Origin of the sequence: Clostridium intestinale (assembly GCF_035905475.1) — a bacterium.
Classification (GTDB): domain Bacteria; phylum Bacillota; class Clostridia; order Clostridiales; family Clostridiaceae; genus Clostridium_T; species Clostridium_T intestinale.
In genome coordinates, this window is the sequence record NZ_CP121166.1 from 4,435,475 (window position 1) to 4,447,853 (window position 12,379).

General features: G+C 34.7%; 9 protein-coding genes. 8 read left to right on the forward strand and 1 reads right to left on the reverse strand.

The window, feature by feature from the left end; genetic code table 11:
* The first annotated feature begins 9 nt into the window (after window positions 1–9).
* The 5 genes from P8F83_RS22365 to P8F83_RS22385 all read left to right on the forward strand — a co-directional run bounded on the left by P8F83_RS22365 (window position 10) and on the right by P8F83_RS22385 (window position 8,039).
* Complete coding sequence (locus tag P8F83_RS22365) at window positions 10–900, forward strand: sulfide/dihydroorotate dehydrogenase-like FAD/NAD-binding protein (protein WP_326512746.1); 891 nt, start codon at window positions 10–12, stop codon at window positions 898–900.
* Complete coding sequence (gene gltA, locus P8F83_RS22370) at window positions 900–2,285, forward strand: NADPH-dependent glutamate synthase (RefSeq protein ID WP_326512747.1); 1,386 nt, start codon at window positions 900–902, stop codon at window positions 2,283–2,285. The genes P8F83_RS22365 and gltA overlap by 1 nt, the downstream gene beginning before the upstream one ends.
* A 599-nt stretch (window positions 2,286–2,884) precedes the next feature.
* Entirely contained in the window at window positions 2,885–4,810 is a 1,926-nt protein-coding gene (locus P8F83_RS22375) for an AraC family transcriptional regulator (RefSeq protein ID WP_326512748.1), read from the forward strand.
* A gap of 102 nt (window positions 4,811–4,912) precedes the next feature.
* A complete protein-coding gene (locus tag P8F83_RS22380) occupies window positions 4,913–6,808 on the forward strand; it encodes an AraC family transcriptional regulator (protein ID WP_326512749.1) in 1,896 nt (631 codons plus the stop codon).
* A gap of 337 nt (window positions 6,809–7,145) precedes the next feature.
* Window positions 7,146–8,039, forward strand: a complete 894-nt coding sequence (locus P8F83_RS22385; RefSeq protein WP_326512750.1) for an ABC transporter substrate-binding protein — start codon at window positions 7,146–7,148, stop codon at window positions 8,037–8,039.
* Between the two features lie 46 nt (window positions 8,040–8,085).
* Here the strand turns inward: P8F83_RS22385 and P8F83_RS22390 are convergent, their stop codons facing one another.
* Window positions 8,086–9,054: a helix-turn-helix domain-containing protein gene (locus tag P8F83_RS22390; protein ID WP_326512751.1), complete on the reverse strand. Its 969-nt coding sequence runs from the start codon at window positions 9,052–9,054 to the stop codon at window positions 8,086–8,088.
* 322 nt (window positions 9,055–9,376) lie between these two features.
* Between P8F83_RS22390 and P8F83_RS22395 the strand changes: the two genes are divergently transcribed.
* From P8F83_RS22395 to P8F83_RS22405, 3 genes are read left to right on the forward strand one after another with little or no spacing between them, the layout of a single operon-like run.
* On the forward strand, window positions 9,377–10,306 hold the full coding sequence (locus tag P8F83_RS22395; protein WP_326512752.1) for an ABC transporter substrate-binding protein: 930 nt from the start codon (window positions 9,377–9,379) through the stop codon (window positions 10,304–10,306).
* A 25-nt stretch (window positions 10,307–10,331) separates the two neighbouring features.
* Window positions 10,332–11,360, forward strand: coding sequence for a FecCD family ABC transporter permease (locus P8F83_RS22400; RefSeq protein WP_326512753.1), 1,029 nt, complete (start codon window positions 10,332–10,334; stop codon window positions 11,358–11,360).
* Window positions 11,357–12,370, forward strand: coding sequence for a FecCD family ABC transporter permease (locus P8F83_RS22405; RefSeq protein ID WP_326512754.1), 1,014 nt, complete (start codon window positions 11,357–11,359; stop codon window positions 12,368–12,370). Before P8F83_RS22400 ends, P8F83_RS22405 begins: the two co-directional genes overlap by 4 nt.
* Window positions 12,371–12,379: the final 9 nt, after the last annotated feature.

Sequence of the window (12,379 nt, forward strand, 5' to 3'; positions counted from 1 at the left end):
AGGAGAAACATGTACAAGATAGTTAAAAAAAGACAACTAAACGAAAATATCTATCTAATGGATATTGAAGCACCAAGAGTAGCAAAATCATCAAATCCAGGACAGTTCATCATAGTAAAAATGGATGAAAAAGGGGAAAGAATTCCGTTAACTATTTGTGATTATGACGCTGAAGCAGGAACAGTAACAATAGTGTTCCAAACCTTAGGCGGATCAACACAAAAAATGGCTAATTATAATGAAGGAGACTACTTCCATGACTTTGTAGGCCCACTTGGAGTACCTTCAGAAATGGTACATGAAGATTTAGAGGAGTTAAAGAGCAAAAAAATAGTGTTTATAGCAGGTGGAGTAGGAACTGCACCAGTATACCCACAAGTTAAGTGGCTAAATTCAAGAGGAATTAATGTAGATGTTATAGTAGGGGCAAAAAGTAAAGACATATTAATACTAGAAGAAGAAATGAGAGAAGTAGCAGGAAACCTATATATAGCAACAGATGACGGTTCCTATGGACATAAAGGATTAGTAACAGAAGTACTTAAAGATTTAGTACAAAATCAAGGAAAAGAATATGACTTAGTAGTAGCCATAGGACCTATGATAATGATGAAGTTCGTATGTCTATTAACTAAAGAATTAGATATAAACACAATAGTAAGCTTAAACCCAATCATGGTAGATGGAACAGGAATGTGTGGAGCTTGCAGAGTAACTGTCGGAAACGAAGTTAAGTTCGCATGTGTAGATGGACCAGAATTCGATGGACACTTAGTAAACTTCGATGAAGCAATGAGAAGACAATCCATGTACAAGACTCAAGAAGGACGAGTAGAACTTAAGAAAGCAGAAGGGGATACCCACCATGCAAAAGACTGTGGCTGCGGAGGTGAAAACTAATGGATAGAATGAAAAGAACACCAATAGCTGAACAAGCACCAGAAGTAAGAGCAAAGAACTTCGAAGAAGTATGTTTAGGTTACAAAGATGAAGAAGCAAACCTAGAAGCAACAAGATGTTTAAACTGTAAAAAACCTAGATGTGTAGATAAATGTCCAGTATCCATTAACATACCTGCATTTATACAAAAGGTAAAGTCAGGAGACATAAAAGAAGCGGCAGAAATAATAGCAGAAGCATCGGCCCTTCCAGCAGTATGCGGAAGAGTATGTCCTCAAGAAAGTCAATGTGAAGGAGTATGTGTACTAGGAGTAAAAGGTGAAGCTGTAGCTATAGGAAAACTTGAAAGATTCGTAGCTGACTGGACTAGAGAAAACAATGTAGACATCTCTAAAAAAGCTGAACCAAATGGTAAAAGAGTAGCGGTAGTAGGAGCAGGGCCAGCAGGATTAACCTGTGCAGGAGACTTAGCTAGACTAGGCTATGAAGTTAAGATATTTGAAGCTCTACATGAACCAGGTGGAGTATTAGTATACGGAATACCAGAGTTTAGACTACCAAAAGAAACAGTAGTAAAAACAGAAATAGAAAATGTAAAGAAACTTGGAGTAGAAATAGAAACTAACGTTATCGTAGGAAGAACCATAACAATAGAGCAGCTATTCGAAGAAGAAGGTTTTGAAGCAGTATTCGTAGGTTCAGGAGCAGGACTTCCAAAGTTCATGGGAATACCAGGAGAAAACGCAAATGGAGTACTATCTGCAAATGAATTCTTAACAAGAAGCAATCTAATGAAAGCCTTCAAAGAAGGTTACGACACTCCTATAAGAGTTGGAGATAGAGTAGCTGTAGTTGGTGGTGGAAATGTTGCTATGGATGCGGCAAGAACAGCTTTAAGATTAGGAGCAGAAGTTCATATAGTATATAGAAGAAGCGAAGCAGAGCTTCCAGCAAGAGTAGAAGAAGTACACCATGCAAAAGAAGAAGGAATAATCTTTGACCTTCTAACAAACCCAATAGAGATACAACAAGATGAAAAAGGCTGGGTTACAGGCATGAAGTGTATAAGAATGGAACTAGGCGAACCTGACGCCTCAGGCAGAAGAAAACCAGTAGAAGTAGAAGGTTCAGAATTTGTAATGCCATTAGACACAGTAATAATGTCTTTAGGAACTTCACCAAACCCATTAATATATTCAACAACAAAAGGACTAGAAATAAACAAAAGAAGATGTCTAGTAGTTGAAGAAGAAACAGGAAAAACAACAAAAGATGGAGTATACGCAGGTGGAGACTCAGTAACAGGAGCAGCAACAGTAATCCTAGCAATGGGAGCAGGAAAAAGAGCTGCTAAAGGAATTCATGACTACTTAAACAATAAATAACATCAAGAATAAGGCTGTAAATCTAACTTAAACGGTTGGGTTTACAGTCTTTTTTAATGCACATCTAATCGGTAGGCGCGCCTTTCAGCGCCAGTCTAATCCTTTGTAGATTGATGATATAGGGTGTAGACAAAATGATTTAATGAGGTTTGAAAAAAAGCCTCTACAGAGCAGTAGCGTGGAAATTTAACAATATTTTTTGTGAAATATTGAATAATAAAGCAGCAGAGAAGTAGACTACCCTAAGGAGTCAAGGAGTCAAGGAGTCAAGGAGTCAAGGAGTCAAGGAGTCAAGGAGTCAAGGAGTCAAGGAGTCAAGGAGTCAAGGAGTCAAGGAGTCAAGGAGTCAAGGAGTCAAGGAGTCAAGGAGTCAAGGAGTCAAGGAGTCAAGGAGTCAAGGAGTCAAGGAGTCAAGGAGTCAAGGAGTCAAGGAGTTAAGGAGTTAAGGAGTTAAGGCGTCAAGAAATTTAATAGGTCTTAGAAGTTAAAAGGGAATTAGATTGGCATAAGGAGGAAGATGACAAATAGTACAGCAATATGCTACAATTACAGAAAAAAAGTTAGTGTAGCCTAACTATGTTTTTGTAAGGAGTTATGCTATGAAAAAGGCGTTAGATAGAGAGATTATTTTTTCAAAAGAAGAGTTAGAAGATGCTCTTAGAATATGGGAGAAGTGTAGCATTTCTCTAATGGATATAAGGCATAGTCTTATTTCTAGCGGGGAGGCTATAAACAGTTATATAATGCCTGCTAATACTTTTATCTATACTAATGGAGGAAAAGCAGAGGTATCTATTGGAGACAATTCCTACAATGTAGATAATTTTGGAATATTTCATGGAGGAAAGGGTGCAGAACTTTCAATAAAACCAATTGAAAGTTGGATTGAAACTTACATGATTCTGTATAAGGCTAGTGAGCCGTCTTTCTATAGAAGGGATTTTCACAGGCTTATAGAGAATATGAATCCTTTTAGTTTGCAGTATGGTTTTCAGCCTAGCAGTCCATTATTTTTTGGAAGCAAGTTTTTAGAGATGTATGAAAAGTGGCAGAAGCCAAGTCCTTTAAATCTATTTTATGAAAAAGCAGCTTTTTATCAAATAGTTTATTCTGTATATGAAGAATTAGTTAATGAGAATGTATCTGTATTTTCTTTAGATATAATTTCTATGGCAAAACGGTATATTGATGGACATTATAGCGAAGCAATATCAATACAAAATATTGCTTATATGTTAGGAGTAAGCGATAGTAATTTACGTAGAAATTTTAAAAAAAGATATGGTAAAAGTCCACAGGAATATTTAATAAAATCTCGTTTAGAACAAGCTAAAAAGATGCTTAATACAAGAAAGATTTCAGTGAAGTCAGTGGCTGTTAGTTGTGGCTTTCAAGATGAGTTTAATTTCAGTAAGTTGTTTTTGAAAAATGTAGGTATGTCGCCAACTGAATATAGAGCGAAAACACCAATCAATATAAGCGATTATACCATGGATAGTGATTTTTTATTCCCTTATAATAAAGAAAGCTTAGTTAGAGTAGGCAAACTTTTTGAGGAAGGGGAATATAAAATGTTCAAACAATTAAAAAATAAAACTGTAATTGCAGCAGCTTTAAGTCTTACTTTGCTATTAACTGCATGTAGTAGTGCAGCTAGTAGTAATGGAGCAAAGTCTAATAATGAAGAGTCTCAATCTGTTGATGAGGGTACAAGAGTAATAAATACAATGATGGGAGATGTTGAAATTCCAGTAAAACCTAAAAGGATAGTAGTAGCACAGTTCCAAGGAGATATTTTAAGTCTTGGTATAGAACCTGTGGGAACTTCATTTAATGATGGGGCAGTTTTTGAAGGTGATTTATCAAGTACAACTGTAATTGACTCATGGGAGCCTAATTATGAGGAGATAGCAGCTTTAGAGCCAGATATTATTATCTGGATTCAAAAAGATAATTACGATCAACTCTCTAAAATTGCACCTACTGTTATTATGCCATACTATGAATGGGGATATGAAGAAAGAGTTAAATTTTTCGGCGATTTAGTAAATAAAAAAGAAGAGGCTGAGAAAGTAGTTACAGAATTTAATAAAAAGATTTTAGATGCAAAGGAATCTTTAAGTAATGCTGGAATCAGTGATAAAACGGTATCGTTATTTGAGATGAGAGATAATGGTGTAATGCGTGTTTTTGGAGCTGACTATGGTCGTGGAGGCGAAATAATTTATAAACACTTAGGTCTTAATTCTCCAAAGCGTATTAAAGATGAGGTATTTGATAAAGATGGAGTTTCCTATATTGATATATCCTATGAAACCTTACAGGACTATGCAGGTGATTATATATTCTCAGATGAACAAATTGAGAAGATGAAGGGTAATAACATATGGGAATCAGTTCCGACTGTAAAGAATGGAAATGTAGTTCAGGTAGAAAGCGGAATGTTCTGGTTTTCCGATATTCAATCCTTTAATGCACAATTGGATGTGATTGTAAATGGGCTATTAGAAAAGGCTAAAAGTTAAGAATATAATAAAGTGTACAGATTCTTTTTCCTATGATATAATTACGAAAAAAGTTAGGGAATACTAACAAAATCGTGATTTTATTATAAAGGAGGGTCAGTGATGAAGAAAAAAAGTCTTGAGGATGCTATTAAGATTTGGGAGAAGTCTGTTATAAGTTTAATAGATATAAGATACAGAGCCTTAAGTTTTGAAGAGCATGTGAAAGATTATAAAATGCCTGCCAATGCTTTTATTTTTACTGGCAGGGGTAAGGCAGAGGTAACTTTTAGTGGTGTTTCATATAATGTTGAACGTTTTGGGGTATTTCATGGTGGAAAAGGTACAGAATTTTCTATTAAGTCAAACTGTGAATTGTTAGACTATTATATGATTTTATATAAGGTAGGAGAACCAGCTTTTTATAAGAGAGAACTTATTAGGATGATGGAGCAGGTTAATCCTTTTAAGCAGATATACGGCTTTTCAGCTAATAATCCTATTTTTTTCATGGAACAGCTAAGAAAAATGTATGAGAGATGGAGAAAACCAACTTCTATAGATATGTTTTATGAGAAGGCTGCATTTTACAACCTTGTATATGAGATATATAAAGAACTAAATGAGGACGAAGTACAGGTATTTCAACCTGATGTTGTCAGTATTGCTAAGAGCTATATAAATGAGAATTATAGAGATGCGGTATCAATACAAGCATTGGCAGATTCACTTAATATAAGTCAAAGCTATTTAAGAAGCATATTTAAAAAACAGGTTGGAAAAAGCCCACAAGAATATCTAATTTATTGCAGAATAGAGCAAGCTAAGGAATATTTACGTGAAACTGAATACTCTATTAAGGATATAAGTATGTCCTTAGGTTTTTATGATGAATATCATTTCTGCAATCTTTTTAAGAAGGTTACAGGAAAAACTCCAAATGAATATAAAGCGATTTTTAGAATAAAGTTGAGCGATTCTTACATTGGAAACAATTCTATATTTCCTTATAATAAAGAAAGCTTAGTTAGAGTAGGCAAACTTTTTGAGGAAGGGGAATATAAAATGTTTAAACATTTAAGAAACAAAACTGTAATTGCAGCAGCTTTAAGTCTTACTTTGCTTTTATCTGCGTGTAGTAGCGCGCCTATAAATAATGGAACTGACTCTAAATCAAAGACTGAAGTATCGCAGTCAGCAGAAGAAGGGACAAGGGTCATTAAAACAATCAAAGGTGATGTTGAAGTGCCATCTAACCCAAAGAGAATAGTAGTACATTACTTAATGGGAGATGTGTTTGAGTTTGGAGTTACGCCAATAGGAGTTTCACAGGTACTTGAAGGAGCTGTTTTTGAAAATAATACAAAAGAGGCAACTGATTTAGGAAGCTGGGACTTTGAGGTTGAAGAAGTTATGAGCTTAGAACCAGATTTAATTATTTCAGTAAATGAGGGTCAATATGAAGACCTTTCGAAAATTGCACCAACCATCTTAGTTCCATATGGAGATATGACTACAGAAGAGCGAGTGACTTTCTTAGGGGAAGTACTTAATAAACAAGAAGAAGCTAAAGAGATTATTGCTGATTATAAAGCGAAAATAGAGCAAGGTAAGGAAGCTCTTAAGAAAGCTGGAATAGAGAATGTCAGTGTAACTATATTGCAAACAACTGATAAAATCAATTCAGTAGCTGGAGACAAGCATGCATTAGGAATTTTAGCATATAAAGAATTGGGTCTTACTCCTCCAGATAAGGTTAAGAATGATATAATCGATAAGAATGAATATTGGGCACAGCCATCCCTAGAAGTTCTATCACAATACTGTGGAGATTATTTAATTCATTTAGGACCGGTTCTGGATTCAGTAAATAGTAGTACTGTTTGGAGTTCGATTCCTGCTGTTAAAAACAAAAAAATTGTTATTGCAGATACTGCATTAACTTATTATACCGATATACAATCATCAGGTGCTTTAATTGATACACTTGTTGATGGTTTAATTAATATATCTAAGTAAAATAAAGGCAAGTGTTGAGAATCTCCCTCCAATACTTGCTTTTATTGTTAGTAGAATAATGTTGTTATGAGATAAAGTTTTTTAAATAAGTTCAAATCCATTTTATTTAAGTTATACTCCATAATAAAGAGAATAATTTTCATTTGACCTTTGTAAAACAATAGATAATTCTTATTTTAATAAAATATGACTTCTATAAGTGAGAAGATTAAGCCGTTGACAGTAAAAAATAGAAGTGCTAAGATTTTAAAAGTTAGACTGGTCTTACATTTGAACGTAACGCAGGCGCTGGCGTTAATCAGATTAATATAAGAGATTTATAAGGGAGAGATATATAATGAAAAAATTCTTATCGTTGTTTTGTGCAGTATTTATGAGTACAGTAATCTTAGCTGGCTGCTCTTCAACTAAAAATGCAGAGAAGGAAGAAGATGCTGTTCGTACAGTAAGTACTGTAAGAGGAGATGTAGAGGTTCCTGCTAATCCAAAGAGAGTTATTGTAACTTATGGAATGGGTGATGTTCTGGCTTTAGGAGTTAAACCAGTAGCTACTTATGATGCCAAAGGCAGTGCTTATGAAAAAGAGGTGGCAGATTTACCAGTATGGGAAAAGTTTGAGCCAGAAGAAGTAATGCAATATGATCCAGATCTTATCATCGTTGTAAGTGAAGAGAAGATAGATGAATTTTCTAAGATTGCACCTACAGTTTATGTACCTTTTACTACTCTAAGTATGGAAGAGAGAATGGCCTTTTTAGGAGAGGTTTTAAATAAAAAGGAAGAGGCAGCAAAGGCTGTATCTGATTTCAAGAAAAAAATAACTGATGCAAAGAAAGAACTAGATGGTAAAGGAATTATGGATAAGAAATTCAGTATTTTTGAAGGAAATCAAAAAGGTGGAGTTTGGGTGTATGGAGATAAATGGGGACGTGGTGGCGATATGATTTATAGCCAATTAGGTTTTAAAGCACCAGATGTTATACAGAATGAAATTATAGCAAAAGATCAATATAGAGAAATTTCACTTGAAACAATTAAGGATTATGCTGGAGATTATATAGTATTCAGTGGAGAAATTGGAGAATTAGCTAATAATCCAGTTTGGCAGTCAATTCCTGCGGTTAAAGAGGGACATATTATACCTATTGATTTTACACTGTTTTATGATATAGATATCTACTCATCCAATGTTCAGTTAGAGTATCTTATGGATAAATTACTAGAAAGTTAATGAAAGAAATTAAGATACTTATGTGCTATAAGTATCTTAATTTTTTCTATAAATTGAAGGATTTTCTGAAGTCACTTGGAGTAATTCCATGTACATCTTTAAAAGCGGCAGCAAATTTTGCAGGATTTTTATAACCGCATTGCTCAGAGATATTACGAATACTTAAGTGATCATCTGATAAGAGCTGCATAGCTCTCTTCATGGTTTCTATACGAATATATTTATAAAGGGGAATTCCATAGTGATTTTTAAAGGATTCTCGAAGTTTACTTTCGCTCATTCCAGCTATTCTGCATAGTTCAATAGTGCCTGGAGGATTTAAAATATCTTCATCAATTTTACTTTTAACTTGATAAATCTTCTGCTCATTTTCCCAAGTAACATAGTGGCGGCGACTGCTTCTTCTTTTAGGTATGTCAGGGAAATTTCTAGTGATAGAAGATAATAGCTGTAAAGTCATACCTTCAAAAGCAAGCAATGGCATGTCTGCATTTCTTACACCCCATCTAATTTGCTCTAAAATAAGCATTATATCAGGAGTATTATAGTGTTGAGTTTTCCAAAGTTTTGCATCTTGAATACTAATTTTAGGTGCATTGGTACGATCCTTTAGGAATGGCTTTATAAAGTCATCAAAAATCAACACGCTGGTAAAACAATAGTGCACATCTTTTAAAAAGGTTAGTGTAAATTGTTTTTGAGGATTAATAATCACATGAGTTATAGGGGAAAGAGTTTGTCTCTTTTTTCCTTGATGTGAATAGACGATATCACCACAGTCAACACAAAAGATTATCATAAAGGGTTTTGTAGAATTTATTGCATGTACTATCTGCTCACTTGGAGTAAGCCAAGCACTTGATACATATAGTCCATTAGCGGGATTCAACTCTGCAATCCACCCATTTGACCAATGAGGTGGAAAATCGTAAATCTGGCCATTGCCATAAGGTCTCTTAATAAGATTATATTTATCTGCTAAAGCATTCCAAGAGGAATCTTTATATTCATCCATAAAATTTTCACGCCTCTCGTTTTTGTAATTTAAATTAAGAAAATTATAGCATTATTTGAGAAAGATTTTCAATAAGAAGATACTCCATTTTATTTAAATTGCAATCCATAACAGAGAGAAGTATTTTCATTTAACTCTTATAAACCAATAAATTAACATGATTTTAATAAGTAATGACTTCTTAAAATGTACTTTTAAGGCGATTGACAGAAGAATTTATAAATGCTACGATTTTTGAAGTTAGACTGGTCTTACATTCGTATATAACGCAAGCGCTAGCGTTATAAGATTAATAATAAGATTTACGAGGGAGAGATATAAAATGAAAAAATTCTTGTCATTATTTTGTTCAATAATTATGACTACAGCAATTTTAGCTGGTTGTTCTTCAACTAAAGATGCTGAGAAAGAAGAAGCAACGGTTCGTACTGTAAGTACTATAAAAGGGGATATAGAAGTTCCAGCTAACCCTAAGAAAATTGTTGCTAATTGGTATGTTGGAGATGTTATTACTTTAGGGTTAAATTTAGTTGGATACAATGCATGGGCTCAAGAAACAATGCCTTTCTACAAAGAATTAACGGCTTCTAAAAAAATAGAAAAGTGGGAACCAGAAGAGGTCATGGCTTTAGAACCTGAACTTATAATTACATATGATGAAGCAGACTTTGACAAGTTCAGTAAAATAGCTCCAGTTCTTGTTATTCCAGAGTCAAAAAGTGCAGAAGAAAGACTTAAGATTATAGGCGAAGCTACTGGACGAGCTGATGAAGCTGATAAAGAAGTTTCAAAATTTGAAGAAAAACTTGCTGAAGCTAAGAAAACTCTTAAAGGTGATGCATTTACAGGGAAAACTTTCAGTATCTTAGAAGACTGGGGTGCTACTGGAGAATGGAGCGGAGTATATTATGAGACAGGCTCTAGAGGTGGTACTTTAGTTTATGATTATCTTGGTCTTAAATATCCAGACAAGCTTAAGGAACTTATAGCTAAATCAGGAGAAGGCCGTGGATCTATAAGTTATGAAGTAGCTCATGAGTATTTTGGAGATTATATATTATGGTTCCAACAAGAAGATAAAGAATCAGAGTATGCTAAGACAGAAATATGGAAGAGCATTCCTGCTGTTACAGAAGGTAGAGTTGTTGAAATTCCAGGGAAATATTTAGGACTTTTCTACTATTCAGATGTTACAAGTCTTACTGCTCAACTTGACTATATGGTTGATGCAATAAATTCATTAGCTAAATAATGTTAATCAAGAAAGGAAAATAAATATGCAAAATACCTATAAAAAAAAGCGACAGTTAGGAGCTTTGAATTTTACAATCTATATGATTGCAGGGGTGGTTTTGCTGGTGATTATGTCAGCGGCGTCAATTTCTTTTGGCGCTGCTGATATGAATTTGTCTACGGCTTGGGGAGCCATTTTTAATTTTGACTCTTCTTTAACTGAACACCACATTATCCAAACTCTAAGACTTCCTCGTACAGCAGCTAATATTATTGTTGGCTCAAGCCTTGCAGTGTGTGGGGCTATAATGCAGGGAACCACAAGAAATCCACTTGCAGACTCAGGGCTCATGGGGATAAGTAGTGGAGCTACCTTTGCCATGGCTATTTGTATGGCCTTTTTACCTGGTGGAAGTTATGGACAGATGATGCTTTTTGCATGTATCGGTGCAGCTGTAACCACTGGCATGACTTACTTTATTGCTTCTTTTGGAAGAGGTGGAATGAAACCACAGAAACTTGTGTTAGCAGGGGTTTCAATATCTATGTTATTTGGTGCTTTTAGTCAATATCTTTCTATTAAGTATAGACTTGGACAGGCGCTAGCTTATTGGACCGCTGGAGGAACAGCAGGTGCTAGTTGGAAGGATCTTTCTATAGTTTTCCCATTCTTCATAATAGGGATACTTGTGTCAATGGCTATATCACCTTCAATTACTGTTTTAAATCTTGGGGATGATGCTGCTGTGGGGCTTGGACTTAATACTAAGAGGGTTAAGGGAATATCAACTTTAGTTGTTTTAATACTTACAGGACTTTCTGTAATTGTTGTAGGACCTGTTAGTTTTGTAGGATTAATAGTACCTCACATAGTTCGTTACCTTATAGGGGTAGATTACAGATACATTGTTCCAGCTTCAGCATTATATGGAGCTTTACTAACTGTTTCAGCAGATCTGATTGGAAGACTTATTAATAAGCCTTATGAAACTCCTATTGGAGTTATTTTTGCTGTAATAGGGGTTCCGTATTTTCTTTATCTTACAAGAGCACAAAGGAGGGAATTTGAATGAAAAAAAAGGGTTATTCAGTTTCACGTGGTTTAACTATTATATTTATACTTACAATTATTCTGCTAGTTGTAGCAGTAATAAGCGTGAATTCTGGTAAAATGAACCTCTCTCCTTCGGAAGTTTTTAATGTTCTTCTTGGAAAAGGTACTGCTAAGCAAAATATTATTGTATATGATTTCCGTCTTCCTCGTATTGTATTAACTGTTCTTGTTGGTATTGGTATGGGAACAGCAGGATGTGTAATGCAGAGTTTACTTCGTAATGATATGGCTAGCCCTGGAACTTTGGGTATAAGTTCTGGTTCAGGATTATTTGTATTATTATTTGTAGTCATTTTTAAGGTTGAAAGTACGCCTTCTGCTATTGCACTGCCACTCCTAGCTTTTGTAGGGGGAATGAGCGCTGCCATATTGATATTCTTTCTTGCTTATAGAAAAGGGAGAAGCATATCGCCTACAGGACTGATTTTAACAGGGGTAGCTGTGGGAAGTGGATATAGTGCAGTTACTACCATACTTACTTTAAAGTTAGATGAAAATCAGATGGAGTTTATTCAAAGATGGAGTGCAGGAAGTCTTTGGGGAGATAATTGGACTTATATTTCTATTCTTGCGCCTTGGGTGTTGATTTTATTTTTATATGTACTTTATAAATCTCGTATTTTAAATACTTTAAATATTGGGGAGCAAACTGCAACAGGTTTAGGTGTGGCAGTAAAGAAAGAATTTATAGCTTTAGCTGTAGTAGCTGTTGCTTTATCTTCAGGTAGTGTGGCTTTAGGTGGAAACTTCTTTTTCATTGGAATGATTTCACCTCATATGGCAAGAAGGTTTGTAGGTTCAAATCATAAACTTTTAATTCCTACAGCATCTTTAGTGGGCTCAATAATCATTCTGCTATCAGACACTATTACTAGAACAATAAGTCTTGGTACTGATGTTCCTACAGGAATTATTATTACAGTATTAAGTACACCGTACTTCTTATATCTATTAGTGAAGTCAAATTAAGGAGGTTTA

Coding starts and splice junctions, on each gene's coding strand:
- P8F83_RS22365 (WP_326512746.1), top strand. CDS start 10: ATGTACAAGATAGTTAAAAAAAGACAACTAAACGAAAATATCTATCTA.
- gltA (WP_326512747.1), top strand. CDS start 900: ATGGATAGAATGAAAAGAACACCAATAGCTGAACAAGCACCAGAAGTA.
- P8F83_RS22375 (WP_326512748.1), top strand. CDS start 2,885: ATGAAAAAGGCGTTAGATAGAGAGATTATTTTTTCAAAAGAAGAGTTA.
- P8F83_RS22380 (WP_326512749.1), top strand. CDS start 4,913: ATGAAGAAAAAAAGTCTTGAGGATGCTATTAAGATTTGGGAGAAGTCT.
- P8F83_RS22385 (WP_326512750.1), top strand. CDS start 7,146: ATGAAAAAATTCTTATCGTTGTTTTGTGCAGTATTTATGAGTACAGTA.
- P8F83_RS22390 (WP_326512751.1), bottom strand. CDS start 9,054: ATGGATGAATATAAAGATTCCTCTTGGAATGCTTTAGCAGATAAATAT.
- P8F83_RS22395 (WP_326512752.1), top strand. CDS start 9,377: ATGAAAAAATTCTTGTCATTATTTTGTTCAATAATTATGACTACAGCA.
- P8F83_RS22400 (WP_326512753.1), top strand. CDS start 10,332: ATGCAAAATACCTATAAAAAAAAGCGACAGTTAGGAGCTTTGAATTTT.
- P8F83_RS22405 (WP_326512754.1), top strand. CDS start 11,357: ATGAAAAAAAAGGGTTATTCAGTTTCACGTGGTTTAACTATTATATTT.